This window comes from Catenulispora sp. GAS73, assembly GCF_041262085.1.
Classification (GTDB): domain Bacteria; phylum Actinomycetota; class Actinomycetes; order Streptomycetales; family Catenulisporaceae; genus Catenulispora.
Window position 1 is genome coordinate 168,572 of sequence record NZ_JBGCCM010000023.1, and the last position, 25,722, is coordinate 194,293.

21 protein-coding genes are annotated in these 25,722 nt (G+C 71.3%); 12 read left to right on the forward strand and 9 right to left on the reverse strand.

Features of this window, described 5'->3' with window-relative positions:
• The first annotated feature begins 52 nt into the window (after window positions 1-52).
• Window positions 53-3,079, forward strand: a complete 3,027-nt coding sequence (locus ABH935_RS31455) for a cell wall-binding repeat-containing protein (protein WP_370381569.1) — start codon at window positions 53-55, stop codon at window positions 3,077-3,079.
• Window positions 3,080-3,118: 39 nt separating this feature from the next.
• Here the strand turns inward: ABH935_RS31455 and ABH935_RS31460 are convergent, their stop codons facing one another.
• The 4 genes from ABH935_RS31460 to ABH935_RS31475 form a co-directional block, all read right to left on the reverse strand.
• Complete coding sequence (locus ABH935_RS31460; protein ID WP_370381570.1) at window positions 3,119-4,471, reverse strand: hypothetical protein; 1,353 nt, start codon at window positions 4,469-4,471, stop codon at window positions 3,119-3,121.
• A gap of 281 nt (window positions 4,472-4,752) precedes the next feature.
• Window positions 4,753-5,985 (reverse strand): thioester domain-containing protein, encoded by a 1,233-nt coding sequence (locus ABH935_RS31465; protein ID WP_370381571.1) that lies wholly within the window; start codon window positions 5,983-5,985, stop codon window positions 4,753-4,755.
• Between the two features lie 161 nt (window positions 5,986-6,146).
• Window positions 6,147-7,064, reverse strand: coding sequence for a DMT family transporter (locus tag ABH935_RS31470; RefSeq protein ID WP_370381572.1), 918 nt, complete (start codon window positions 7,062-7,064; stop codon window positions 6,147-6,149).
• A 67-nt stretch (window positions 7,065-7,131) separates the two neighbouring features.
• On the reverse strand, window positions 7,132-8,508 hold the full coding sequence (locus tag ABH935_RS31475; RefSeq protein ID WP_370381573.1) for a S41 family peptidase: 1,377 nt from the start codon (window positions 8,506-8,508) through the stop codon (window positions 7,132-7,134).
• 149 nt (window positions 8,509-8,657) lie between these two features.
• On the opposite strand from ABH935_RS31475, the gene ABH935_RS31480 reads away from it, so the two are divergent.
• Together ABH935_RS31480 and ABH935_RS31485 are read left to right on the forward strand one after the other, a co-directional pair.
• Window positions 8,658-10,628 carry a serine/threonine-protein kinase gene (locus ABH935_RS31480; protein ID WP_370381574.1) on the forward strand — a complete coding sequence of 657 codons (1,971 nt, stop codon included), beginning with the start codon at window positions 8,658-8,660 and terminating at the stop codon, window positions 10,626-10,628.
• Window positions 10,629-11,044: 416 nt separating this feature from the next.
• Entirely contained in the window at window positions 11,045-11,605 is a 561-nt protein-coding gene (locus tag ABH935_RS31485; protein WP_370381575.1) for a helix-turn-helix domain-containing protein, read from the forward strand.
• 66 nt (window positions 11,606-11,671) lie between these two features.
• On the opposite strand, the gene ABH935_RS31490 is transcribed toward ABH935_RS31485, so the two are convergent.
• Together ABH935_RS31490 and ABH935_RS31495 are read right to left on the reverse strand one after the other, a co-directional pair.
• Window positions 11,672-12,451 carry a class I SAM-dependent methyltransferase gene (locus tag ABH935_RS31490; protein WP_370381576.1) on the reverse strand — a complete coding sequence of 260 codons (780 nt, stop codon included), beginning with the start codon at window positions 12,449-12,451 and terminating at the stop codon, window positions 11,672-11,674.
• Window positions 12,452-12,471: 20 nt separating this feature from the next.
• Window positions 12,472-13,239, reverse strand: a complete 768-nt coding sequence (locus tag ABH935_RS31495) for an IclR family transcriptional regulator (protein ID WP_370381577.1) — start codon at window positions 13,237-13,239, stop codon at window positions 12,472-12,474.
• Between the two features lie 68 nt (window positions 13,240-13,307).
• Here ABH935_RS31495 and ABH935_RS31500 point away from each other — a divergent pair, with 68 nt between their 5' ends.
• The 6 genes from ABH935_RS31500 (at window position 13,308) to ABH935_RS31525 (ending at window position 19,295) form a co-directional block, all read left to right on the forward strand.
• The gene (locus ABH935_RS31500; RefSeq protein WP_370381578.1) at window positions 13,308-14,723 is read left to right on the forward strand and encodes an MmgE/PrpD family protein; all 1,416 of its coding nucleotides are present in this window, start codon (window positions 13,308-13,310) and stop codon (window positions 14,721-14,723) included.
• On the forward strand, window positions 14,720-15,598 hold the full coding sequence (locus tag ABH935_RS31505; protein WP_370381597.1) for an oxaloacetate decarboxylase: 879 nt from the start codon (window positions 14,720-14,722) through the stop codon (window positions 15,596-15,598). The genes ABH935_RS31500 and ABH935_RS31505 overlap by 4 nt, the downstream gene beginning before the upstream one ends.
• A 19-nt stretch (window positions 15,599-15,617) precedes the next feature.
• Window positions 15,618-16,868: an aconitase/3-isopropylmalate dehydratase large subunit family protein gene (locus ABH935_RS31510; protein WP_370381598.1), complete on the forward strand. Its 1,251-nt coding sequence runs from the start codon at window positions 15,618-15,620 to the stop codon at window positions 16,866-16,868.
• Window positions 16,865-17,434, forward strand: a complete 570-nt coding sequence (locus tag ABH935_RS31515) for a 3-isopropylmalate dehydratase (RefSeq protein ID WP_370381579.1) — start codon at window positions 16,865-16,867, stop codon at window positions 17,432-17,434. The genes ABH935_RS31510 and ABH935_RS31515 overlap by 4 nt, the downstream gene beginning before the upstream one ends.
• On the forward strand, window positions 17,431-18,102 hold the full coding sequence (locus ABH935_RS31520; RefSeq protein ID WP_370381580.1) for an MBL fold metallo-hydrolase: 672 nt from the start codon (window positions 17,431-17,433) through the stop codon (window positions 18,100-18,102). The genes ABH935_RS31515 and ABH935_RS31520 overlap by 4 nt, the downstream gene beginning before the upstream one ends.
• A gap of 86 nt (window positions 18,103-18,188) precedes the next feature.
• Window positions 18,189-19,295 (forward strand): lipid II:glycine glycyltransferase FemX, encoded by a 1,107-nt coding sequence (locus ABH935_RS31525; RefSeq protein WP_370381581.1) that lies wholly within the window; start codon window positions 18,189-18,191, stop codon window positions 19,293-19,295.
• 217 nt (window positions 19,296-19,512) lie between these two features.
• Here ABH935_RS31525 and murF read toward each other — a convergent pair whose 3' ends face one another.
• Window positions 19,513-20,856, reverse strand: coding sequence for a UDP-N-acetylmuramoyl-tripeptide--D-alanyl-D-alanine ligase (gene murF, locus ABH935_RS31530; RefSeq protein WP_370381582.1), 1,344 nt, complete (start codon window positions 20,854-20,856; stop codon window positions 19,513-19,515).
• 111 nt (window positions 20,857-20,967) lie between these two features.
• Here murF and vanH point away from each other — a divergent pair, with 111 nt between their 5' ends.
• From vanH to vanX, 3 genes are read left to right on the forward strand one after another with little or no spacing between them, the layout of a single operon-like run.
• The gene (gene vanH / locus ABH935_RS31535; protein WP_370381583.1) at window positions 20,968-21,936 is read left to right on the forward strand and encodes a D-lactate dehydrogenase VanH; all 969 of its coding nucleotides are present in this window, start codon (window positions 20,968-20,970) and stop codon (window positions 21,934-21,936) included.
• Complete coding sequence (gene vanA / locus ABH935_RS31540) at window positions 21,929-22,969, forward strand: D-alanine--(R)-lactate ligase (protein WP_370381584.1); 1,041 nt, start codon at window positions 21,929-21,931, stop codon at window positions 22,967-22,969. The genes vanH and vanA overlap by 8 nt, the downstream gene beginning before the upstream one ends.
• Window positions 22,966-23,574 carry a D-Ala-D-Ala dipeptidase VanX gene (gene vanX / locus ABH935_RS31545; RefSeq protein ID WP_370381585.1) on the forward strand — a complete coding sequence of 203 codons (609 nt, stop codon included), beginning with the start codon at window positions 22,966-22,968 and terminating at the stop codon, window positions 23,572-23,574. Before vanA ends, vanX begins: the two co-directional genes overlap by 4 nt.
• Here vanX and ABH935_RS31550 read toward each other — a convergent pair.
• Window positions 23,567-24,793: a sensor histidine kinase gene (locus tag ABH935_RS31550; RefSeq protein WP_370381586.1), complete on the reverse strand. Its 1,227-nt coding sequence runs from the start codon at window positions 24,791-24,793 to the stop codon at window positions 23,567-23,569. The genes vanX and ABH935_RS31550 overlap by 8 nt on opposite strands.
• Before the next feature lie 10 nt (window positions 24,794-24,803).
• Complete coding sequence (locus ABH935_RS31555; RefSeq protein ID WP_370381587.1) at window positions 24,804-25,526, reverse strand: response regulator transcription factor; 723 nt, start codon at window positions 25,524-25,526, stop codon at window positions 24,804-24,806.
• Window positions 25,527-25,722: the final 196 nt, after the last annotated feature.

Below are 25,722 nucleotides of genomic sequence, written 5' to 3' on the forward strand. Positions count from 1 at the left end.
GGCAGCACTCCACGCAGGGCGGATGTCACCACAGGGGAAAGGGAATCCATCAATGCCGAACGCCGCTCAGCGGCGGCGTGCGCAGGCCGTGATGGCGGGGGTCTTCCCCGTCGCCATCGCGCTTGTCGCCGCGTCCGCGTCCGCCTCGCCCGCTCAGGCCGACACGCAGCACCACAGCACCACCAACAAGATCCTGACGGACGCGCACCCGACGTGGGCGACGGCCGACAAGGACCGGGGGGCCCTGCCGGCCGCACAGCAGATCAGCACCCGGGTGTACCTGACCGGACAGGACCCGGCGGGGCTGGCGGCCGCGGCGCGCGCCGCGTCCGACCCGAACAGCCCGTCCTTCCAGCACTACCTGACCCCGGCGCAGGTGCAGGCCCGCTTCGGGGCGACGCCGGCGCAGGTCGCCGCGGTGCAGAAGTGGCTGACCGGCGCGGGGCTGAAGGTCTCGGGGGTGCAGAGCGACTGGATCGACGCGGTCGGTGACGCCGCCGCCGTGCAGCGTGCGTTCGGCACGCAGATCAAGGACTACCAGGGCACTGACGGCTCGGTGAAGTACGCGGCCTCCTCCGCCGCGGTCATCCCGGCCGACGTCGCCGACTACGTCAACGGCGTCTCGGGCCTGTCGCAGGCCTCGGTGCGGGTGCACGCGGACTCCGCGAAGGTCAACGCGAGCAACGCCGCGAACCAGACCTGCTCGCCCTACTGGGGCGCGACCACCAGCAGCGCGTGGCCGGCCGGTGTGAACCCCGGCCCGACGGCGCTGCTGCCGTGCTCGTACACGCCGCAGCAGCTGCGCGACGCCTACGGCGTGACCAAGTCCGGCATGACCGGCAAGGGCGCGACCATCGCGGTCGTCGACTGGTACGGCTCCACGACCATGGAGGGGGACGCGGACAAGTTCGCGACCGCGCACGGTGACAAGCCCTTCGCCCAGGGCCAGTACACCGAAGTGGTCGACCCGTCGCAGTGGACGAACCAGCAGGCCTGCGGCGGGACCGCGGGCGTGGCCGGCGAGGAGGCGCTGGACGTCGAGATGACGCACGGTCTGGCCCCCGACGCCAACATCGTCTACGTCGGCGCGAACTCCTGCACCGACGCGGACCTGATGGCCGCCGAGGAGAAGATCGTCGACAACCACCTGGCGGACGTGGTCTCCAACTCCTGGGGCGAGATCATGCACACCACCGACGGCCAGGACCTGGACCCGTCGCTGATAGCCGCCTACGACCGGATATTCCAGAAGGGCGCGGCCGAGGGCATCGGCTTCGACTTCTCCACCGGCGACTGCGGCGACGACGACCCGGCGAACTTCACCGGCGGCGGCGTGAACTGCGTCTCGAACTCGGCGCGCAAGCAGACCGAGTGGCCGACCAGCGACGCCTGGGTCACCGCGGTCGGCGGTACCACGCTGGCCACCGACTCCGCGGGGAAGTACGCGTGGGAGGCCACCATGGGCGACCACACGGCCGTGGCCACGCAGGGTGACGCCGCGTGGGCGGCGGGCCCGGGGCCGAACCAGACCGTGCCGTTCTCGTTCTACTTCGGGGGCGGCGGCGGTACGTCCGAGGACATCCCGCAGCCGTTCTACCAGGCCGGCGTCGTGCCCTCCGCGCTGGCGACCAGCGGCCACGGCACGACGCAGCCGATGCGGACCCTGCCGGACGTGGCGATGAACGGCTCGCTGGCCAGCTCGGTGCTGGTCGGCATGACCGACGGCACCACGAAGATGTACAGCGAGGGCGGCTACGGCGGCACCTCGGTGGCCGCTCCGGAGTTCTCGGCGTTGCAGGCCGACGCCAAGCAGGCCGCGGGGCACGCCCTGGGCTTCGCCAACCCGGCGCTGTACGCGCTGAACGGCACCTCGGCGTTCCACGACGTGACCGGGTCCCCGGCGGGCCAGCCGTCGGTGCTGGAGGGCATCTACACCTCGGCCGCCAACCCGACGCGCGGCACGATGTTCCACGCAGGCCAGGACACCTCGCTGTCCGCCGCCGCCGGCTACGACGACGCGACCGGCCTGGGTTCCCCGGCCGACGACTACCTGTCGAAGATCGCGACCGTCACGCCGCTGCAGCCGCCGACGCCGCCGACTCCGCCCACGCCGCCGACGCCGCCCACCAACCCGGCGCCGGGCGTCCCGGTCGTGAAGCGGGTCTGGGGCTCGGACCGCTACGGCACCGCGATCACCGTGTCGCAGTCCTCGTTCCCGACGGCGGGTTCGGCCAAGGCCGTGGTCCTGGCCACCGGCGAGACCTTCCCCGACGCGCTGTCCGGCGTCCCGCTGGCCACCGAGAAGGGCGGCCCGCTGCTGCTGACGCCGTCGCACGCGGCCGACCCGGCCGTGGTCGCCGAGATCCACCGGGTCCTGGCGCCCGGCGGCAAGGTGTACGTCCTGGGCGGCCAGAACGCGGTGTCGGACCAGGTCGTCTCGGCGCTGGGCCTGCCGGCCGGGCAGATCACCCGGCTCGGCGGCGCCGACCGGTACGCGACCTCGCTGCAGATCGCGAACCAGGTCGGCGCCGCGTCCGGCAAGGTGGTCCTGGCCACCGGCCACGACTTCGCCGACGCCCTGACGGCCGGCCCGTTCTCGGCCACCTACGGCGGCGCCGCCACCCCGGCGGCGATCCTGCTGACCGACGACCGCACGCTGTCCCCGGCCGTCGCCGGCTTCGTGGCCGGCGCGCACTCGGTGGCGGCGGTCGGCGGCCAGGCCGTCGCCGCGGCCGCGCACCTGCCGAACCGCGACGCCTCGGCGCAGTTCGTCGGCTGGGACCGCTACGCCACGGCCGCGCTGGTGGCCGGCACGTTCTCGGCCCCGAAGACCGTGGGCGTCGCCACCGGCACGCAGTTCGCCGACGCCCTGACCGGCGCCGCGATGCTGGCCGCGGCGCACAGCCCGCTGCTGCTCACCGACCCGGTGAAGCTGCCGGACGGGACCGCCACCGCGCTGCACGGGTTCAGCCAGGCGCTGGCCGGCGGGGCGGTCGAGCTGTTCGGCGGGCCGGTCGCTGTCTCGGACGTGGTTGAGGGGCAGGTTGCTCAGGCTGTTGGGGGGCGCGTGGCGCCTTAGGGCTGTCGTGTCCTGATTTGAGTGCGTGAGTGCGTGGGCTCAGGGGTCGTCCGTTATTCGGGCGGCCCCTGAGGCTTTCCTCGGCTTGCCGGGATCGGCAGGTTCCGCAGGTTCGGCAGGTTCGGCACGGCGCATCTGGCCGGCAACGTCTCTGACCAGACCGATGAAGACGAGAAGCCATGCCGCGGCGGCGATCCACACCAACGTGTGTCCCACGCCGGTGAGGTGGCTCCAGCCGGTGGCTTTCGCCACTTCCGACGTCGCCGCACCGGTCATGCCCATCGGGAAGATCGTGGCCCAGCGGCGTACGTCGTAGCGGAGGCGCGGCCAGCGGACCTCGGCCGCGGCGAGTACGACGTACCAGAGCCAGGCCAGCGCGATCAGCACGAGCGCGGTCACCTGCAGCGTGCTGTGTAGCGAGCCGGTCCAGCTCTTGGCCTCGGTGAGCTTCGCGCACGCCAACGCCGAGATGGCCAGCGCCCCGCCGGCGACCCAGTGGTCGCCCGCATCGTCGCGGACGGCGGAGCCATCGAAGTGGCCGAGCGCGTAGAGGTACAGCCCCAGCCCGATGACGAACAGGACCAGCGCGGGCCAGAACAGCCAGCGCGCCGGAAGCGCGGCGGCCAGAGTGGCACTCAGCGTCGCCATCCCCTGCGTCGCGACGCAGATCAGGAACACGGCGCCGGGCATGTGCGGCGTCAGGTGGCGCAGCACCGCCCACAACAGCAGCGGCCACAGGAGCGTCGCGAGGATCAGCAGCGCGACCGCCACCGGCTGCCACCCGGCCAGGCTGATGCGCACGCCCAGCACGGTCGTCGCCGCGACCCCGGTCAGCGCCGCCGGAGTGCGCGACTCGGACGCCCAGCGCTGCCGCTGCCACAGAAGCCGCCGCCCGAAGTCCTCCGCCAGCGCGAGCCACAGCACCCCGGCCAGCGCCAGCGCGACGTCGGACAGGACACCCGCGCCGACCTGCCGCAGCCCGACGGACACGATGCCGGTCGCCATGACGGCGGACCCGGCGGCCGGCGGACGCTCGGCGAACCATGCGAGGAGGCCGGTGGCGAGGCCGGGGCGGTGGGGGGTGGTGGCGGCGCGGGCAGGGCTCGCCGAGGGGGCGGTGTTTGCGGTGGGCAGGTCGGCGACGGCGGTGTACGCGCGGCTCGCGCCGGGCGAGCTGGCGGCGCCAGGCTGGCTGGTGCTGGTGCTGGTGCCGGCGGGGGCGTTGGGCGGCGCGGTGGCGCTGACCGCGGTGCTCGGCGCAGCGCTCGTATCGGGCGGCGCGGCGGGTTTGGTTGAGTTGTTCGCGCTGGTTGTGGTGGTTGGGCGTCTCGGGTCGGCGGCGCTGACCGCGGTGCTCGGGCTTCGCTCGTGTTCCGAAGGTCGCGGGTTCATCGTCGGTCACCGCCCTCCGTCGGCGCCCGCTGCGCGCCAGCCGCCGCCAATGCGGACGTTAGCGTCACCTGCCGTCCCCAGCTCACCGCAGCGTGGCCGTTCGGGTGATTCAGCCGCCGAGCGGGACTTGGCGTGCGCGCACGGTCGCAGGGGACTGGTACGAGCGCGCACTCGACGCCGACGCGCCGAAAGCCCCGCAGCGGCCCAGGATCCACGCCGCCACGGGACTCCGACGCAATACGCAGCACGCAATACGCGGTGCAGCGTTGAGCGCTACCGCATCACGAATGCGAGCTCTGCTTCTTGCTCCGCCGCGTGTAAACCATCATCCCGCCGCCCGCAGCGACGAGCGCCAGCGCGCCGCCGGCCAGGGGCACGGTGCCGCCGGCGCCGGTGTGGGCCAGGCCGCCGGGGGTGGGGGTGGAGGGCGACGTGCTCGGGGTGGTCGGGGGGTGGGTGCTCGGGGCGGAGGTGGTGGGGTGTGAGCTCGGCGCTGTCGACGGCGGGCTGGTGGGAGTGGTCGTCGGCACGGTGGCCGGGACCCACTTGATGTCGGCGGTCGCGGACACCGGGGTGCTTTGCGCCTGCGCGAGGATCAGGTTCTGCGACGGTGCGCTGTCGGCGCTCAGGAACACCCGGCCGGCCTGGATGCCGCTGACGGTGCCGGTGGCGGTCAGGGAGACCTCGCCGCTGGTCGGCGTGCTCGGCAGCTGCACGTAGACGGTGTCGCCGGTCTTGAACGTCGCGTGCGCTGCGATGGTCTTTCCGCTGGCGTCCACGAGCTTGGCGCCGGTCTTGTGCGCGTCGTTGAGGGTGACGGTGATGGACCCGGCCGAGATGGCGGTGCTCTTCGTGAGCGTGAACGCGACTTTGGATCCGGCCTGAGGGACGGTCTGCGACGGCGCCGGGCTGATGCTGAGCGAGGCCTGCGGCTGATCGCTGTCGCCCATGTGGAGAGCGGCCTGCGACATCAGCCACTTGTAGAGCGTGGTGACATTGGGGTCGGCCTCGGCCGACTCGTCGAGAGCGCTCTTGTGCCTGGGGTCCGCAAAGGTCCAAATCGCGGCCTGGGTGCCCTCGACGGCCTCCACCGGAGTCAGGGAGCCGCCGACGTTGGCAGCCGCTGCCAGCTTGTCCACGTCGACCTGCGGGAAGGAGTTGTTGAGGATCCACTTGATCCCCTCAAGGTGCTGCGGGTCGATGCCGGTCCGCTGCTGTTCCTCAGTCCACGAGTGCTCGTCGTAGGTCTCGTTCTTGTTCAGCCCGACCGTTTGCTGGATGCAGTAGGTCCACAGCGTGTTGCTGCTTCCCTCTACGTCCAGGCCTATGAGGGCGGTGGGCGTGTTCGCGTCGCCCTTCATCGCGACCGAGCCTTCGTCCAGATAGTCCTTGTGGACCTTCGCGCCGGTGACACCGTCCGCGTGCGCCGTACCCGCCACCATCGCGGTGGACGTCGCGCCGAGGAACATCGCGGCGGCGATTCTGCGTCCGTTCGTGGACGTCGGTTTCTGCATGGATCCCCATCCCTTTGCGTGGTTTCGGCGTCGTGGGTGGCATCCGCCGACGCCCAGGACACGCATACGCTATTGGATGGACGGGCCTTGACGCTGCCTTACGTCTTGAGAGTTTTCGGGCAGCAGCCCATTGATTCATCGGTTGATTCATCGGTGGTCTCTCACGTGTTCGGTCGGGCGCCGCGAGTGGCCCCCACCGAAGCCACCACGACGCACAGCACCGCGATCCACTGCGACCATCCCAGCGACTCCCCGAGGACCATCAGCCCGATCAGTGCCGCCACCGCCGGCTCCAAGCTCATCAGGATCCCGAAGACGCTGGGCGGGATCTTGCGCAGCGCCTCCAGGTCCAGCGAGTACGGCAGTACCGACGACAGCAGCGCCACGCCGAGCCCGACCGCCAGCACCCACGGTCGCAGCAGTGCCGTGCCGCCGCTGACCACGCCGAACGGCACCGCCAGCAGTGCGGCGACGGCCATGCCCAGGGCCAGGCCGTCGCCTTCGCTGGTGTGCCGGCCGAGTGCGGCGCCCATCAGGATGTACAGGCCCCAGAACAGGCCGGCGCCGAGGGCGAACATGACGCCCACCAGGTCGACTTTGCCGCCGCCCTCCGTCAGCAGGAGCACGCCGCCGCCGGCGAGCACCGCCCACAACGCGTCCAGCCAGCGCCGCGATCCGGCCAGCGCCACGGCCAGCGGCCCGAGGAACTCGGTCGTCACCGCGATGCCCAGCGGGATCCGGGCCAGCGATTGGTAGAAGCACAGGTTCATCGAGCCCAGGACGAGCCCGTAGCCGAGCACCGCCGTCCAGGCGCGGCGGTCCATGCGCAGCGTCGGACGCCAGAACCCCGTCAGCACCGCCGCGGCGAAGAACAGCCGCAGCGCCACCGCCCCGAAGCCGCCGACCGCGCCGAACAGGTGCTTCGCCAGTGCCGCGCCGAGCTGGGTGCTGAGGATGCCCAGCAGCACCAGCACCGTCGGTGGGACCGAGCCCAGGGCCCGTGCGGCGAGCGCGGTCGACGAGGACCGGGACGCCGGAGAAGGGCTGCGCTCGGTCTCGTCGATGCTGAAGGCGGCCACGCGTGGATTGTCGCCGATCAAGGCGGCGCGCGTCGCATCGATATCGATTCGGTGGGGGCGCCGGCGATCAGCGCCGCCGGAGTGCGTCCACCGCGACCCGGAACGCCGGGTCCGTACCGTCGGCGAACTGCTCCGGCGTCAGCGTCGGCACCGCGATGTCCGGCGGGATCCCGGCGATGTCGTACGTACGCCCCGAAGCCGTCAGGTACTCCTCGTCGGGCAGCCCGAACATCCAGCCGTTGGGCAGCTGCCGGTCCAGGATGTCGGAGAACACGCCTTGCGTGTTCTCGCCGACGACGACCGGCCGCGGCGATCGATTGAGCAGCGCCTGCGTGACCGCCTCACCCGCGCTGAACGTCGAGCCGCCGGCCAAGATCGAGATCGGCCCGGTGTAGTGCGGCGCCGCCGACGGATGAACCACGAACGGCTGCGGCCGGGTGAAGCCCTCCGGATCGTTCGGATCGTCGCGCGTCTGCTTGGCGTACGCGAAGAACGAGTGCCCGGTCAGCCGCGAAGCCAGCATCAGGCCCAACGGATCATCGCCGCCGCCGTTGACGCGTACGTCGAGTACCAGGCCGCGCAAGCGGTTCGGGCCGCTCGTCCGGTCGGCGGTGAACACGGCGTCGAGGGCCGAGCTGAACGCGGCGGCGTTGGCGGCGAACGTGTCGTCCGACGTGAAGCCGGTGAAGCCCGAGACTCGCAGGTAGCCGACGTTGCCGGGCAGCGTGGCGAACCCGACGCGGTCCTGGCACCAGGTCTGCAGCGGCGAGGTGGCATCGGCCAGGTCGGCGTGCTTGATCAGCGCCACGGTCTGCGCGTCCAGACCGTCGTTGGGTACCTGCGTGCCCGGGCGCGCGGAGAACACCCTGACCCCGTCGGCGACCAGGCCGACGTGCGCGTCGTGCAGCGGCGTGATCATCGCCGCGAAGAGGTCGCGCAGCTGCGCGTTCGTCGTCGTCGCGGTGACCTGCGGCCGGTAGGTGTCGTAGACGCGCTGCCAGTCGATGCCGCGCTGCGCGAAGAAGGGGTAGTTCTCTGCGAAGGTCCGCCAGAAGACGTCGAAGGTCTCGATCGGCGTCGCCGGGGCGGCTTGCGCGCAGGCCGCGGGCAGGGCCGGCAGCCGGGTGAGGGCGCGGTAGCCGACGTTCGCGTCGATGTGCCAGCGGGCGTGCTCGGGGCCCGGGCCGGCGGTGAAGGTCGAGACGCTGCCGTCCCCGTCGGAGGTGGTGTCGCGGATGCAGCTGATCGCGGTCGTGTCGTAGAGCTCGTAGGTGCCGCCGGTGATGCGCACGATGGTGCTGTAGCCGTCGGTGCGCCAGACCCCGTCGAGGTGACCGTGGGCCTGCGCCGATGCGGACGCCGGGACGGCCGTCGCGGCCACCGCGGACGTCGCCAGCACTCCCGTCAGCACCGCCGCCAGTGTCGGACTCGTGTATTTCGTCACGGGTCCATGCTTGTCCTGGGCGGGGTGTGACAACACCGTGCTATCCCCCGTCTTGAGTGGCGGCCGGCACGGTGATTTTCGGGATAGGTAGCGGTATTGACCTAAGCTGAGCAGCGGATGGGTACGTGCAGGGAGGCTAGGGGGACCAGGTGTTCGAGGTCGTGGCGGGACGCTACGTCCTGATCGACAGCATCGGCTCCGGCGGGTCCGGAGAGGTGTGGCGCGCCTTCGACCGCAAGCGTGGCGAGTACTGCGCGGCCAAGCTGATCCGGCGTCCGGAGGCTGCGACGCTGGTGCGGGCGGTGTTCGAGCAGGGGGTACGGCTGGAGCACCCGCACGTCGTGACGCCGTACGCGTGGGCCGCCGACGACGAGCAGGTGCTGCTGGCGATGCCGCTGGTGCGCGGCGGGTCGCTGGCCGTGCTGCTGCGCGACCTCGGTGTGCTGCCCGCGCGGTACGGCGCCGAGGTGCTGCGGCAGTTGCTGGTGGCGCTGGAGCACGTGCACGCCGAGGGGATAGTGCACCGGGACGTGAAGCCGGCGAACGTGCTGCTGGAGCCGACCGGGACCGGGGCGCCGCAGGCCCGGCTGGCGGACTTCGGCCTGGTGCTGACTCCGGACCGGCCGCGGATCACCGGGATGTTCATGGTCGTCGGCACCCGGGACTACCTCGCGCCGGAGTCGCTGGAGAACGGCGACCAAGGCGTCGCGCAGGATTTGTACGCGGCCGGGCTGGTGGGCGTCGAGATGGTCGGCGCGAAGCCGGCCGACTCCCGCGCACAGGCCCTGGCGGAGCTGCTCGCGGCGCTGAGCGACCCGGAACCGGCGCGGCGCCCGGAGTCGGCGACCGCGGCCCTGGACCGGCTGGCGGAGGTGCTGGACGGCTGGCCGCTGCTCACCCCCGTGCCGATGCCGGAGAGCGACGAGCCCGTCGAGGTGTTCGAGCAGATCGGCCCGCTGCCCGCCGGATGGGGGCCGCACGGGCCGGTGGCGGAGGCGGACACGGTGGGCCTGGAGTGGCTGTGGTCGCCGGATCCGGTCGAGGACACGCCGCCCGCGACGGCGGAGCCGCGAGAGAAACCGACGGGCTCAGGCTCGGTGGAGAGCATGCACGCTCGGACGTGGGTCCTCGGCAGCACGCCCGGTGCCGACCGGCGCGCGATTCCGGCCGGTGGTGCGGCTGGCGGTGCAGCCGGTGATGTGGTCGGTGGCGTGGTTGGTGGTGCGGTCGGCGGTGCGCCTGGAGGTGTGGTTGGCGGTGCACCTGGCAGTGCTGTCGGCGGCGCGGTCAGCGGTGCGCCCGGCAGTGCTGCTGGCGGTCCGCTTGGCGGTGCGCTTGGCGGTGCTGCCGGCGGTGCGCCTGGCGGTTCTGGCGGTGGTGTGGTTGGCGGTGCGGTCGGTGGTGCGCCTGGCGGTGCTGTCGGCGGCGCGTTTGGAAACGCGCCCGGCAATGCTGTCGGCGGCGCGGTCAGCGGTGCGATCGGCGTTGGAAAGACTGAGGGTCCGCCATCCGGTGAAGCACCCGGCGGTTGGCAGGGCCGGACCGTGCCGCTCGGCGGCGGCCCCGGTGGCGCGGTCGGCGACGGCCGGGCTCAGGGTTCGCCATCCGGTGCGGCGCCTGCCGATTGGCAGATGCAGACGGTGCAGCTTGGCGGCGGTTCTGGCGGGTCCGGCGGGTCCGGCGCTGTGGACAGTGGCCGGCAATCTCAGGGTCCGCCATCAGGTGAAGGGCCTGGCGACTGGCAAGGCCGGACCGTGCCGCTCGCTGGCGGTTCCGGCGGCGCGGCAGGAAATTGGCACAATCGGACCGTGCAGCTCGACGGCGGTTCCGGCGGTGCGGTCGTCGGCCGACAAGCCGCCGGACCGCCCTCCGGTGGCGTGCCCGGCGAGTGGCACAACCGTACTGTGCCGCTCGCCGGCGGTTCCCGCGGCCATCAGGCCTGGAACCGGGCTCCGGCCGAGCCGGACATCGACCGCGTCCGCCTCATCCCGGTGCCCCTCACCAACCCCGGCGCCGCTCCACCGACGCCGTCGGCCGCCCGCTGGCACTGGGTCGGGATCGTCGCCGCCGTCGTCGTGTTGGCGAGCGTGGTCGGCGTGGTCGTGATGGCCCTGCTCTGATCCGCCCGCCGGTCTCCTCGACGCCCCGGCTTCCTCGAACTCCCGGCTTCCTCGACGCACCGCGGGATCCAGGATCGTCGTTGTCCTGGCCCGCGGCAGCCTCCGCGCCGGCCGGCGAGGCGTGGTGCCCGATACCCGCCCGCCGACCGGCCGCACCGCCACCAGCCCCCCACCACCGTCGCCACCGCCCCCCGGGCGGCACGACTGCCCCGCGTCTCCGCCTCGGCCTCTCCCCAGTCCCGGCGTTGATGCGTTTGCAATCCACGGTGTGCATGCGAGAATCGAGGGAGTGCAGTAACCTGCGAAACTCACGGCACAGCTGGCGTTGCAAGTGATTAGCAGCGATTGCACTTGCAAATTATCGCGAGTGCGGGCCGGCCGTCAAGAGGTTCCGCGGCCGGACGGGAGGAGACGCAGTGAGCGACGACGTGGTGATGCGCAACCGCGCTTTACAGACCGAGTGGTACGGGGAACCGCTGGGCGATCGCTTCCGCCGGCTCCTGGACCGTCTGACCCTGTCCCAGGCCCAGCTGGCCGACGTCCTCGGCCTGTCCGCGCCGATGATCTCCCAGCTGATGAGCGGGGTCCGGGCCAAGATCAGCAACCCGGCGGTGCTGGCCCGCCTGGCCGTCGTCGAGCAGATGGCCGCCGACCCGGCGTTCGTCGTCATGCCGCCGGCGGCGCGCGCCGACGAACTCGCGCGCCTGGTGCACGAGACGCCCACCGGCAGCAGCAGCACCGTGGCCATCACCGCCCACGCCGGGTCGGGGTCGACGCCGGCCGGCGGCGAGGGCGCGGGCGGCGATCCCGTCGCGGCCGTGCAAGGCGTGCTCCGCGCCGTGGCCTCCGCGGCGGAACTGGACGGCGCGGCGAAGGCGCTGGACGCCGACTACCCGGCGCTCGCCGAAGTACTGCGCGTGTACGGCACGCTCAAGACCGCGGACGCGCGGGCCCACTACGAGCGCACCGTGCGCTGAACGCCAGGACGCCAGAACGCCAGAACGCGAGACCTGCCGCCGGAACCCCCGACCTACTGCCGGAAGCTACTGAACGTCCGCACGCACCAGGACCAGCGAGCCGTTCAAGAACGGCTGCGTCCGAAGCTGCCCGAACCGCGCGTCCCAGGCCCCTGATTCCAGATCCCGCCGCAGATGCTCGGTGTACTGCTCACTCGTCGCCGCGTCGACGAAGCTCCACGCCGAACACGACTGCCGCGCCGCCGGGTCCAGCAGGCGCTCCGGCCGGCCGTAGTACGCCTCGTTGAATCCGTCGGTGCAGTCCACCGGGATCGGCACCGGCGTCACCTCGCTGCGTCCGCCCAGCGCCTCGGTGATGTCGCCGATGGCCGGGTAGCGCCGCGCCTCGGTGTCCAGGACCAGCGGCGCGTACTCGTACAGCCAGAAGTCGCGCACCAGATCCGGATCGCACGTCAGGATCGCGACCGGCCCCCGCGCGACCCGGCGCATCTCGCGCAGCCCGGCCTTCAGGTCGCTCCACTGGTGCACGCTGAACGTGGTCATGGCGCCGTCGAAGGCGTCGTCGGGGAACGGCAGGTTCTCGGCGACGGCGTCGATCGCGGCCGGCAGATGAGCGGCCCGCTGCGCCCGCATCGACGCCGAAGGCTCGACCGCGGTCACGTCGAACGCCGCCGACTCGTACGAGCCCGCCCCGGCCCCGACGTTCAGTACTGTCCGCGAGCCGGCCAGAGCCTGCTCTATCAGAGCACCGATACGCGGTTCCGGCTGCCGGTATGCGGAATAGCTGGTGCCGATCGTGCCGTAGTCCGCGTCGCCGGCGCTGCCGTCAGTGGTTCGCTGTGTCATGCGAAAGACCCTATAGCCCCTTACAAGTCCAGCGCCCGAACCGTCTCGCCGAGATCCGGCCCGAGGATCGACGCCAGCCGGGGTCCGAGGTCGCGGCACGCGGCCAGGACCATCGGTACCAGCCGAGGGAAGTCGGCCTCCGAAAGCCGTTCGGCGGGCCCGGCGACCGTGATCGACCCGAGAGCCACGCCGGCAGAGTCCGCATCCTCCCGATACGCCAACAACGGCGCCGACACGCCGTTGACGCCGGGATGGTTCTCGCCGAAGGACGCCTCGTACCCGCGATCGCGAATCGCGGCCAGCTGCCGGCGATCCAGCCCGCCGAGGTCCATCGCCGCCAGCTCCGCCTCGGGCAGATACGCCAGGATGATCCGCCCGCTGGCCCCGACCGCCAACGGCGACCGCTCGCCGAGCAGCCCCGCCGGGTCCAGGATCGGTCCCGAAGGCGCCGGCACGCCGAGCACCAGCACGCGCGCCGTTCCCGAGCGCAGGTGCAGCACCACCGCCTCGCCGGTGAGATGCGCCAGCCGGGTGATGACCGGCTGGATCGCCCGCAGCATCGCCGGACGCGGGCCGATCAGCGTGGCCAGCGCGACCGATCGGCCGGCCAGGCGGTAGCCGCTGCGTCCGAGGTGATCGAGGTAGCCGCCGCGCTCCAGCTCCCGCAGGACGCGGAACGTCTGCGACTCCGACAGCCCCACGCGTTCGGCGACCGCCCGCAGCGACGCCGGCTGGCGCATCCCGGCCAGCGCCTCTAGCAGTTGCAGTCCGCGTAGCGCCGTGCTCACACGGCCAATACTTGCATATTGTGCAAGTTAGGTAGTGGCGGCGACGGCGAGCGTGCGGCAATGACGTCATGAGCGCACCGTCCAACCCCGAAGGCGTCACCGGCCGCCTCGTCACCTGGATCCACGACCTCACCTGGGACGACGTCCCCGCCGAGGTCCGCACCCGCGCCGCCCACCTGCTCCTCGACGGCCTCGGCTGCGCCCTGGTCGGCGCGCAGCTGCCGTGGTCGCGCCTGGCGACCGACGCGGTGCTCGGCATCGAGGGCGGCGGCGACGCGGTGGTCATCGGCACCGGCCGCACCAGTACCCCGGTCGGCGCCGCACTGCTCAACAGCACTTACATCCAGGGCTTCGAGCTGGACGACTTCCATCCGTTCGCGCCGCTGCACAGCGCCTCGCTGCTGGTGCCCTCGCTGCTCGCGACGGCCAGCCACACCGGCCGGGACGTCAGCGGTCGCGAGCTGCTGTTGGCCGCGGTGGTCGGCTTCGAAGTGGGCCCACGGATCGGCTACTCGATCGGCGGCACCGCGATGCTCTCGCGCGGCTGGCACTCCGGCCCGGTCTTCGGCGCCTCCTCGGCCGCCGCGGCGTGCGCGAAGCTGCGCGGGCTGGACCCCGCGCAGACCGAGGACGCCCTCGGCTTCGCCGCGACGCAGTCGGCGGGCCTGATGTCGGCGCAGTACGAGGCGATGGGCAAGCGGATGCAGCACGGCTTCGCCGCGCGCAACGGCTTCTACTCCGCGGCCCTGGCGGCCACCGGCTACACCGGCATCGACCAGGTCTACGAACGCGACTACGGCGGCTACGTCGCGGTCTACGGCGAAGGCCACCCGACGGATCCCGAGGCGATCGTCAGGGGTCTGGGAGAGCGCTGGGAGACCGCGATGGCGGTGGTGAAGTCCTGGGCCGTCATGGGCGGTCTGCACGGCGCCGTCCAGGCCGCACAGGCGCTGCGGGCCCGGCTCGCCGGACGCACGGTCGAACGTATCGACATCCGGGTCGGGGACGTGATCTACCACCACGGCTGGTGGCCGCCGCAGCGCCCGCTTGAGGCCATTGGCGGCCAGATGAACATCGGTTACGCCACCGCCGTCACCCTGCTGGACGGCACCGCGCTGCCCGAGCAGTTCACCGCCGCCCGGCTCGACGCCGACGACGTCTGGCAGCTGCTGGAGCGCACGCACGTCACGCTGGACCGGTCGATCGACGAGCTGCCGCTTACCGAGCGCTTCCAAACCCACGTCACCCTCAAGTTCGCCGACGGATCCACCGACACCGAGCGCGTGATCTCCCCGCACGGCAGCCCGGCCGACCCGATCACGAACGACGAGGTGGTCGCGAAGTTCCGCAGCCTGACCGACCGGGTCATGGAGCCCGAGCGGGCCGCCGCGATCGTCGAGGCCGTCCAAGGCCTCGCCGACGCGCCTTCGATCGCGCCGCTCGTGGCGCTGCTGGCGGCGCCGGTCGGAAGGGCGCTGGACTGATGACCACACCGGCCCGCGTCCGCCTGCGCGAACTGCTCGACGCCCAGCAGCTCATCGTCGCCCCTGGCGTCTACGACGGCATCAGTGCCCAGTTGGCCCGGCGTACCGGCCACGTCGCCGCCTACCTCACCGGCGCCGGGGTCGCAGCCTCCGGATTCGGGCTGCCCGACATCGGGCTGGTCACCCAGACCGAGATGGTCGAGCGGGCCCGGATGACGGTGCGGGCGCTCGGGGACGTGCCGCTGCTGGCCGACGCCGACACCGGCTACGGCGCGCCGATCAACGTCATCCGGACCGTGCGCGAGTACGAGGACGCCGGGGTCGCCGCGATCCAGCTGGAGGACCAGGCGTTCCCGAAGAAGTGCGGCCATCTGCCCGACAAGGAGCTGGTCAGCGCCGACGACTTCGCCCGCACGCTCCGCGCCGCCCTGGAGGCGCGCAGCGATGACGCGATGCTGGTCATCGCCCGCACCGATGCCCGCGGACCGCTGGGGATCGACGAGGCGATCGCGCGGGCCAACCGGTATGCCGCCGAGGGTGCGGACATGCTGTTCGTCGAGGCGCCGCAGAGCACTGAGGAGATCGAGCGGATCGCCGCCGAGGTGCGGGCGCCGTTGCTGCTCAACCTCGTCATCGGCGGCCTCACGCCCGAGCAGTCGGCCGAGCGCCTTCAGCAGCTCGGTTTCGCCGTCGCTATCCACCCCTCCGCCGTGCTGGCACACAGTGCGCTCGGTGCGCTGACCGCGCTGTGCCAGCTGCGCGGAATCAAGCCCGACGAGTTCGTGCCGACCAGGCCCGAGGAGTTCTTCAACCTCGTCGGCATGGCCGAGTGGTTCGAGCTCGGTGAGAAGTACCGGCCCGCGCCGGCCGATTGAGGAGCCTGATATGCCTGATGTGGGCATGACCATGATCGAGCGCATCCTTGCTCGTAAAGCCGGCCTGGCCTCGGTCGCCGTCGGCGACACCGTGACCGTGGACGTCGACCTGACCGTCCTGATCGACCTGCAGTTCGCCACGATGTGGCTGCCGCCGCTGCGGATCGCCGACCCGGACAAGGTCGCGATCGTGATGGACCACGCCGTCCCGGCACCGACGATCAAGGACGCGGCCGGCGGGCCGAACGCCCGCAAGTTCGCCGCGGACTTCGGCATCGAAAGGTTCTACGACGTCGGGCGGCACGGCATCTGCCACCAGGTCATCGCCGAGAACGGCCTGGCCCGCCCCGGTGAGGTGCTGGCCTGCACCGACAGCCACACCTGTGCCGGCGGGGCGTACAACACCGCGGCGCGCGGGCTCGGGCCGGCCGAGGTCTACTCGATCCTGTGCACCGGACGCACGTGGTTCCAGGTCTCGCCGACGATCCGCTACGAGTTCGTGGGGGAGTTGCCGGCGGGGGTCGGCGGCAAGGACGTCTTCCTGCACATCGCCAACGAGTACGGCGACGCCACGAACCTCAACCTGGAGTACGGCGGCCCCGGGCTGGCGTCGATCCCGCTGCACGATCGGCGCACCATAGCCACCCAGGGAGCCGAAGTCTCCGCTGACTTCTCGACTTTCGCCTTCGACGACGTGCTCGCGGCGCACTTCGAAGCGCTCGGTGTCGCAGGCTTCGAACCCGCCGAGGCCGATCCGGACGCGGCCTATGCCGACGTGCGCGAGATCGACCTGTCCGGCCTGGTGCCGTACGTCGCGCGCCCCGGGACGGTGTCGCGCAACGGCCTGCCGGTCACCAAGATCGAGGCCCGCAGGATCGACCAGGCGTTCATCGGCTCGTGCGCGAACGGCCAGCTCGACGACCTGCGCATCGCCGCCGAGGTGCTGCGCGGCAAGCAGGTGGCGCCCGGGGTGCGGCTGATCGTCACGCCGGCCAGCCAGCAGGTCTACCGCGACGCGATGCGGCTGGGCTACCTGCAGGACATCGCCGACGCCGGCGGCGTGGTCACGAACGCCACGTGCGGGGCCTGCTTCGGCTACCACATGGGCGTCGTCGGGCCCGGCGAGGTGTGCCTGACGTCCTCGACGCGCAACTTCACCGGCCGGATGGGCTCGCCGGAAGCCGAGATCTACATGGCCTCCCCGGCCACGGTCGCGGCTTCGGCAGTCGCCGGCCACATCACCGACGCCCGAGCGGAGGCCACCCGATGAGCGATCAGAAACTCCAGGCCAACGGCCGGGTCTGGGTCTTCGGCCACGGCCTGACCACCGACGACATGTACCCGCCGGACGCGATGAAGCTCGACCTCCCCGAGGCCGCGAAGCAGGTCTTCTACGCGGTCCGGCCCGGCTGGACCGACCAGGTGCGGCCCGGCGACATCGTGGTGGCGGGCCGGAACTTCGGCCTCGGGTCCTCCCGGCCGGTCGCGGCGCTGTTCCGGCAGCTCGGCGTGGCCGCGTTGATCGCCGAGGAGTTCAACTCGCTGTTCTTCCGCAACGCCGTCAACGCGGGCCTGCCCGCCATGACGGTGCCCGACGCGACGTCAGTCTTCCGGGACGGCGACATCGCCGAGATCGATCTCGCCACCGGGAACTGGGCGAATCAGAGCACGCAGACATCCGGCGTGGTGCCGGTGCTGCCTCCTCTCGTCCTGGAGATCATCGCGAGCGGCGGAGTCCTCCCGCGACTCGCGCAGCAGGGATACCTGCCGGCCGAACTCGCCGAACTGCTCAGCTCGCCATCGGTGGCGGCGGCCGGACAGGGGAGCGGCGCATGAGCGAGCTCGCTCCGGGGATCGTGCGCATCCCGACCCGCGGCGACGGCGAGAACTGCTTCCTCGTCGCCGACGAGGACGGGCTGACGCTCGTCGACGTGGGCTGGAAGAGCGCGCCGACGGCCATCCGGCAGGCGATCGAGTCGACCGGCCGCACGCTCGCCGACGTCAAGCGGATCGTCATCACGCATGCGCACCCCGACCACGTCCGTGGACTCGCCGAGATGGCGGCCCGGACCGGGGCCGAGGTGCTGATCCACGAGCTGGAGGCGCCGTGGCTGGCAGCCGGACGCGTGCCGCGCTCGGGCCGGTCGGGGGCGTTCGGACGAGCCGTGGACCGGTTGCCGTTGCTGCACTGGGAACCGGTCGCGGCGACGCGGACCGTCGTGGACGGCGCGCGGATCGGATCGCTGCGGGTGATTCACACACCGGGCCACAGCCCCGGGCACATCGTGCTGCTGCACGAGCCCAGCAAGGCTTTGCTGGTCGGCGACGCGGTCTTCAACCGCGGCGAGCTCAGCAGCGGTCACGATGCGCTCGCCGCCGATCCGGTGGTACGCGACGCTTCTTACGCGCTCATGCCCCGCGACGCGACCGCGGTCGGGTTCGCGCATGGCGCACCGCTCGTCGGCGATGCCGTAGCCAGCCTGAACACCTGGCTGGATCGCTAGGGCCCGATAGCGGTCCGGCACGCGTATCGCAGGCATATCGAAAAGCCCATACATGCCCGCAACGCAGCGCTGCGTTGACTGGACGAATGACTTTGACCGTCGGGCCGATCAGTGCTGCCGAACATCTGGCGTTCGTGCGGGCGCAGCGGTGGGTCAGCTTTCTGCAGACTCCGGCCTGGGCCCGGGTGAAGACCGAGTGGCGGAGCGAGTCGCTGGGCTGGTTCGACGGTCAGCGGCTGGTCGGCGCGGGGCTCGTCTTGCATCGTCCCGTGCCGCGGCTGCGGAGCCGAACGCTGGCCTACCTGCCCGAGGGGCCGGTCATCGACTGGACCGGCGACCTCGGGCGCTGGCTCGACCCGCTGGCCGCTCACCTTGAGGCGCACGGCGCGTTCGCCGTCCGTCTCGGCCCGCCGGTACGCACCGACACCTGGAGCGTCGCTCAGGTCAAGGAAGGCTTCGCCGATCCCGGGGTCAGGCGGCTCACCGAGCTGCCCGCGCAGCCAGACCTGGTCGGCGTCCGGCTGGCGAACGTGCTCCGGGAGACCGGCTGGCTGCCGCAGAACCCTGAGGACGGCTTCGGCGCCGGGCATCCGCAGTACAAGTTCGAGCTCCCGCTGAGCGGCCGGACCGAGGACGACGTGCTCGGGGGCATGAACCAGCTGTGGCGGCGGAACATCAGGAAGGCGGCGAAGGAGGGCGTCGAGGTCGCGGTCGGCGACGACGTTCAGGCGTTCCACGCGCTCTACGTCCACACCGCCGAGCGCGACCACTTCACACCCCGGCCGCTGCGCTACTTCGAGACGATGATCGCGGCGATGCGCGCCGAGGACCCGGAGCGGATCCGGCTCTACTTCGCGCACCATGAGGGCGACCTGGTGGCCGCGACGATGCTGGTGCGCGTCGGCACGCACGCGTGCTACGCCTACGGCGCCTCCTCGACCGCCAAGCGCGAGGTGCGCGGCTCCAACGCGTGCCAGTGGGCGATGATCCGCGACGCGCTGGCCGCCGGCTGCGACGTCTACGACCTGCGCGGCATCACCCCGACGCTGGACGCGGACGACGCGCACGTCGGGCTGATCCGGTTCAAGGTCGGCACCGGCGGCCGGGCCGTGCGGCACGTGGGGGAGTGGGACCTGCCGCTGCGGCCGGTGCTCTATCGGGCTTTCCAGCTCTACATGAAGCGGCGTGGGTGACGGTTCGCGTCGGCTGAGATCGGCATGGGCACCACGCCCCGCACTCAGGCTCGCGCCGCACGCGCGTCCCGCGCTCAGGCTCGCCCTGCACGCACGCACGCACTCACTCACGCTCGCCCCGCACTCACGCTGGCCTCGCACTCAGGCTCGCGCCGCACTCACGCCCCGCACGCACGCCCCGTGCCGCACGTGCGAAGCCCACTTCGGCCAGCCCCGGCTACACCAGCGCCGCCGCCACCTCGTCCAGCCGGCCGCCGCGCGAAGCCTTCACCAGCACCACGTCCCCGTCGCCGACGTGCTCGCGCAGCCAGGCGACGGCCGCCGCGTTGTCGGGCACCGGAACGGCGCGCTCGCCGGCGCCGTCGGCGATGGCGCGGGCCGCCGTGCCGACCGCGACCACCACGTCGGAGCGCGAGGATGCGTAGCGGCCGATCGCGCGGTGCTCGGCGGGGCTGGTGTCGCCGAGCTCCAGCATCTCGCCGAGCACGGCGATGCGGCGGCTGCCCTCGATCGCCGCGAGGGCGTCCAGGGCGGCGCGGGTCGAGTCGGGGTTGGCGTTGTAGGAGTCGTTGAGCAGGCGCGCGCCGCCTGCCAGGTCGCGCAGCTCCATGCGCCACTTTGACAGCGACGCGGTCGCCAGCGCCTTCGCCGTCACATCGAGCGGGACTCCGGCCACCAGCGCCGCCGCCGCTGCGGCCGCCGCGTTGAGCGCCTGGTGCGCGCCGACCAGCGGCAGCGTGACGACCGCTGCGGCGCCACCGGTCCGCAGCGTGAACGACGGCCGCCCCAGCTTGTCCAACACCAGGTACAGCACCTGCACGCCGGCCCGCTCGTCGCGGCCGAAGGTCAGGACCGGCCCGTCGGTGTACGAGCGCATTGCGGACACGCGCGGGTCGTCGGCGTTGAGCACGGCCGTGCCGCCCGGCACCAGACCCCGCACCAGCTCGCTCTTGGCCTGCGTGATCGCGCCGCGCGAGCCGAACTCGCCGAGGTGCGCCAGCCCGACGTTCAGCACGACCGCGACGTCCGGCGCGACCAGGCCGGTCAGCGCCGCGATGTCGCCGACGTGCCGGGCTCCCATCTCCAGCACCAGAAAGCGGGTGTCGGCGTCGGCGCGCAGCATGGTCAGCGGCACGCCGAGCTCGTTGTTCAGCGAACCGAGCGTGGCGACCGTCGCCGCGGTGCTCGACAGCACCGCCGTGATCAGGTCCTTGGTGCCGGTCTTGCCCTGCGAGCCGGTCACCGCCACCACGGTCAGCCCGGCCCGCAGCCGGGCCACGACGTGCGCGGCGAGCGCCTGCAACGCGGCCCGCACGTCCGGGACGACGAGCGTCGGCAGCGCCGTGGCCCGCGCCCCGAGCACGGCCACCGCCCCGGCCGCCGCGGCCTGGTCGACGTAGTCGTGGCCGTCGGCGTGCTCGCCGGCGAAGGCCACGAACAGGCCGCCGGGCTCGGCCTGCCGGCCGTCGAGCACGGCCGGCGCGGTCACCGTCAGGGCCGCGTCACCCTCGACCGTCCCGCCGACAACGGTGGCGATCTCGGCGAGGCTGAGCGGAATCATGCGGCTGGCTCGTAATCGGTCATGCGCTCCAGTCAAGGCGGCGCCGCATATCGCCGGCGTATCGAAAACCACATACATACTGGCAACCTCGCGTGGTCTTGAGTGGCTGCCATGACGGGAATCACCATCTACGGATGCGGCCAGGACGAGGCTGTCTTGTTCCGGGAGCTGGCACCGGGATTCGGCGTTGTCCCGACGATCACCGAGGCTGCGGTATCGGAATCCAACGCCGAACTGGTGGCCGGAAACCGGTGTATCAGCGTCGGCCATAAGACGCACATCACCAACGACACTCTGCTTGCGCTCAGCCGAGCCGGCGTGGCGTACATCTCCACCAGAAGCATCGGCTACAACCATCTCGACGTCGAATATGCGAACAGCGTCGGCATCACCGTGGAGAACGTCAGCTATTCGCCGGACAGCGTCGCCGACTACACCGTGATGTTGATGCTGATGGCCGTACGCCATGCGAAATCCATCGTGCGCCGCACCGACATCCACGACTACCGGCTTCACGAGGTCCGCGGCCGTGAACTGCGTGACCTGGCCATTGGCGTGGTCGGAACAGGTCGCATCGGCGCGGCCGTCGTGGATCGCCTGCGGGGTTTCGGCTGCCGGGTGATGGCCCATGACCGCAGCCCCGAAACCCTAAGCGACGCCGACTATGTGCCGCTCGACGAGCTTCTGCAGAACAGCGACATAGTCACGCTCCACACACCCCTGACCGCAGAAACCCATCACCTTCTGAACCGCGAGCGTATAGAGCGGCTCAGGCCCGGCGCGTTCATCGTCAACACCGGACGCGGTTCTCTCCTCGACACCGAGGCCCTTCTCCAGGCGCTGGAAAGTGGCCGGCTGGGAGGTGCGGCGCTCGACGTCCTCGAAGGAGAAGAAGGGATCTTCTATGCGGATTGCCGAGAGCGCCCCATCGACAGTAAAGCGCTACTGCGGTTGCAAGAGCTGCCGAATGTGCTCGTCAGTCCGCACACCGCGTATTACACCGACCACGCTCTGAGCGACACCGTCGAGAACTCCATCATCAACTGTCTGAAGTTCGAGAGCAGGAATCACCATGGATAAGCTGAAGATCGGCATCGTGTTCGGGGGCTGTTCCGAGGAACACCCCGTTTCCGTCAAGTCCGTGCGCGAGGTCGCCAGGGCCCTCGACACGTCCAAATACGAGCCCTTCTATATCGGGATCACGCAGAGCGGCACATGGCGGCTCTGCGACAGCCCGGACGGGGACTGGGAGAACGGTGACAGTCGTCCGGTCGTGCTCTCGACGGACCGGCGGGTGCGCGGACTGCTGGTTCTCGACGAGGGCAAGTACGAGACGATCAGCCTGGACCTGGTCCTGCCGGTGTTGCACGGCAAGCTCGGCGAGGACGGCGCGATCCAGGGCTTGCTGGAGTTGGCCGGCATCCCGTACGTGGGCTGCGATGTCCAGAGCTCCGTTCTGTGCATCGACAAGACGCTGGCCTACCTCGTCGCGCAGAGCGTCGGCATCGCGACGCCGAAGTTCCGCACGCTCACGCCGGACCAGGCCATCGATCCCGGCGAGCTGACCTATCCCGTCTTCGTCAAGCCCGCGCGGTCGGGGTCGTCGTTCGGCGTCAGCAAGGTATCCAGCCGAAATGAGCTGGCCGCTGCGGTAGAGGAGGCCCGGCTCTACGACTCGAAGGTGCTCATCGAGCAGGCTGTCGTCGGCAGCGAGATCGGCTGTGCCGTCCTGGGGACCGGCGCGGACCTGATCACCGGCGAGGTGGACCGGGTCGCGCTGACACACGGCTTCTTCAAGATCCACCAGGAGAGCTCGCCGGAGACCGGCTCGGAGAACTCCTCGTTCATCGTCCCCGCCGACATTCCGGCCGAGTCCCGTGCCCTGGTTCAGGAGACTGCGAAGGCCGTGTATCGCGCGCTGGGTTGCCGCGGCCTGTCCCGCGTGGACTTGTTCCTGAAGGTGGACGGGACCGTCGTCCTCAACGAGGTCAACACCCTGCCCGGCCTGACCTCATACAGCCGCTACCCGAGGATGATGGCGGCCGCGGGCTTCTCGATGACCGACGTGATCGACCGGCTGGTGGCCCTGACCTTGACCGGGGAGCTCCGGTGACCGACGACTTCGTCTTCGTGGACCAGCTCGTGCCCGGCGTCCGCTGGGACGCCAAGTACGCCACCTGGGACAACTTCACCGGCAAGCCGGTGGACGGCTACCTGGTCAACCGCATCGTCGGGACGACGGCGCTGTGCCTGGCGCTGGAGCGCGCGCAGAAGGAGGCCGGCTCGCTCGGATTCGGGCTGGTGCTCTGGGACGGCTACCGTCCGCAGCGCGCCGTGGACTGCTTCCTCCGCTGGTCGCAGCAGCCCGAGGACGGCCGGACGAAGTCGCGGCACTATCCGAACATCGACCGCGCCGGGATGTTCGAGCAGGGGTACGTGGCCGCCAAGTCGGGCCACAGCCGCGGCAGCACGGTCGACCTGACGCTGTACGACCTGGCCACCGGCGAGCTCGCCGCCATGGGCGGCGGCCACGACTTGATGGACCCGCTCTCCCACCACGGCGCGAGCGGGATATCGCAGGCGGAGGCGGCGAACCGCCAGGCCTTGCGTTCCGTCATGGCGGTCAGCGGATTCCGTGCCTACGACTACGAGTGGTGGCACTACACGCTGGAGGACGAGCCGTACCCCGACACGTACTTCGACTTCCCGATCACGTAGGTGAGCCGGAGTGACTGGGCCCGATACGTGCGAGCCGCAGCGTGGTCGGTACGTATCGGGCCTCGGAGGAGTCGGCGGTAGGTGTGCGGTACGGAGCCGGGAGCGGCAGCCGGACCGTGACGCGCAGTCCGCCGCCGGGCCGGGGAGTCAGCGTGAGGGTGCCGTCGTGGGCGCGGGTGATGCTGTCGACGATGGCCAGGCCGAGTCCGACCCCCGCGTGGTCGGTGCGGACGCGCTCGGACCCGCGCTGGAAGGGCTCGGCGAGCGTGGCGACGAGCTCCGGGGCGAGGTTCTCGCCGGTGTTCTCCACGGTGAGCTCGACGTCGTCGCCGCGAATGCCGGTGCTGACCCAGATAACGCCATTGCTTCCCTTGCCGGGCAGGTTGTGGACGATCGCGTTGTGGACCAGGTTCGTGGCCAGCTGGAGCAGCAGCGCCGACGAGCCGACGGCCGGCGCCACGGCACACGAGGCCTCGATGAGCAGGCCGTGCTTCTCCGCCAGTGGCAGGAGCGTTTCGGTGGCTTCCTCGGCCATCAGCGACAGGTCGGCCTCCTCCCGCGCGAAGGACCGCTGGTTGGCACGGCTGAGCAGCAACAGCGCCTCGGTGAGGTCGATGGCCCGGGTGTTGACGACGTGGAGCCGGTCGATGAGCCGGTCAGTGTCGCGCTCCGCGTCGTTGCGGGCCGCGTCCAGGAGCGACTGCGTGATGGCCAGCGGCGTGCGCAGCTCGTGGGAGGCGTTGGAGGCGAAGCGCTGCTGCTCGGCGACGTGCGCCTCCAGGCGCGCGAGCATGGTGTCGAAGGTGTCGGCGAGCTCGCGGAACTCGTCGGTCCGGCCCTCCAGCTCGATCCGGTGCGCCAGCGACCCAGTCGCGGCCAGCCGCGTGGCGTCGGTGATGCGGGTCAGCGGCGCGAGCATCCGGCCGGCCAGGAACCAGCCCCCGACCAGGCCGAGCAGCAGCAGGAAGGCCAGCGCGACCGCCGCGGCGGGCGCGAAGCCGCGCATCAGGTCCGAGCGGCTGGGGCCAAGGATGAGGATGACGGGATTTCCGCCACTTCCGGGGGCCGGCACGGCCGCCATCTGGCCCGGCGACGGCTTCGGCGGGTCATGGTCCGGCAACCACCGCAGCGCGAACACCCACGCCACGGCGATCAGCAGGGACCCGGCGAGCATGACGATGCCGGCGTAGCTGAAGGTGAGCTTGAGGCGGGCGCTCATGCCCGGCGCCCTAGCCACGATGCGCTCCCTCGGCCTCGGCGCCGGCCCCGACCACTCCAGCCTCCGCCCCGGTCTCGGCATCAATGCGGTAACCGACGCCCGGAACCGTGGCGATGATCCACGGCTCACCGAGGCGCTTGCGCAACGCCGAGACGGTGATGCGCACGGCGTTGGTGAAGGGGTCGGCATTCTCGTCCCAGGCCCGCTCCAGCAGCTGCTCGGCGCTGACCACACCACCTTCGGCAGCGATGAGCACCTCCAGCACAGCGAACTGCTTCCGCGTCAGCGCCACGTACCGCTCGTCGCGGTAGACCTCACGCCGAAACGGATCCAGCCGCAACCCGGCGATCTCCCGTATCGGAGGCCGACTATGCGCGCGCCGCCGATCCAGCGCCCGCAGCCGCAACACGAGCTCCCGCAGCGCAAACGGCTTGGTGAGGTAGTCGTCGGCCCCCAACTCGAACCCGGACGCCTTGTCATCGAGCCGATCAGCAGCGGTAAGCATGAGAATCGGCATCCCGCTGCCCGAAGCGACGATGCGCTTAGCGATCTCATCACCCGAGGGCCCAGGAATGTCGCGGTCCAGGACGGCAATGTCGTAGCTATTGACGCTCAGCAACTCCAGGGCGGCGTGCCCATCCCCGGCGATGTCCGCCGCAATCGCATCCAGCCGCAGCCCATCACGAATGGCCTCCGCCATGTAGAGCTCGTCCTCCACCACCAACACACGCATGCACCCGATGGTACGAGGCCCCGCATATCGTCGGCATACCGAAAACGGCGCCGGGGCAGACGAAGCGCCAGCTCACGAGCGGGCCAGCCCCGGCCGACCACGTGGTTCGTCGTGTCCGACCGGACCATGCGGGGTGTTGGTTCTGGGTCCCTCGCCGCGTCGGCGGGCGAAGCCAACCTGGCCGGTTTGGTGGTGT

Coding starts and splice junctions, on each gene's coding strand:
- ABH935_RS31455 (WP_370381569.1), top strand. CDS start 53: ATGCCGAACGCCGCTCAGCGGCGGCGTGCGCAGGCCGTGATGGCGGGG.
- ABH935_RS31515 (WP_370381579.1), top strand. CDS start 16,865: ATGAGCGATCAGAAACTCCAGGCCAACGGCCGGGTCTGGGTCTTCGGC.
- ABH935_RS31520 (WP_370381580.1), top strand. CDS start 17,431: ATGAGCGAGCTCGCTCCGGGGATCGTGCGCATCCCGACCCGCGGCGAC.
- ABH935_RS31550 (WP_370381586.1), bottom strand. CDS start 24,793: ATGAGCGCCCGCCTCAAGCTCACCTTCAGCTACGCCGGCATCGTCATG.
- murF (WP_370381582.1), bottom strand. CDS start 20,856: ATGATTCCGCTCAGCCTCGCCGAGATCGCCACCGTTGTCGGCGGGACG.
- vanA (WP_370381584.1), top strand. CDS start 21,929: ATGGATAAGCTGAAGATCGGCATCGTGTTCGGGGGCTGTTCCGAGGAA.
- ABH935_RS31500 (WP_370381578.1), top strand. CDS start 13,308: ATGAGCGCACCGTCCAACCCCGAAGGCGTCACCGGCCGCCTCGTCACC.
- ABH935_RS31525 (WP_370381581.1), top strand. CDS start 18,189: ATGACTTTGACCGTCGGGCCGATCAGTGCTGCCGAACATCTGGCGTTC.
- ABH935_RS31555 (WP_370381587.1), bottom strand. CDS start 25,526: ATGCGTGTGTTGGTGGTGGAGGACGAGCTCTACATGGCGGAGGCCATT.
- ABH935_RS31465 (WP_370381571.1), bottom strand. CDS start 5,985: ATGCAGAAACCGACGTCCACGAACGGACGCAGAATCGCCGCCGCGATG.
- ABH935_RS31490 (WP_370381576.1), bottom strand. CDS start 12,451: ATGACACAGCGAACCACTGACGGCAGCGCCGGCGACGCGGACTACGGC.
- ABH935_RS31460 (WP_370381570.1), bottom strand. CDS start 4,471: ATGAACCCGCGACCTTCGGAACACGAGCGAAGCCCGAGCACCGCGGTC.
- vanH (WP_370381583.1), top strand. CDS start 20,968: ATGACGGGAATCACCATCTACGGATGCGGCCAGGACGAGGCTGTCTTG.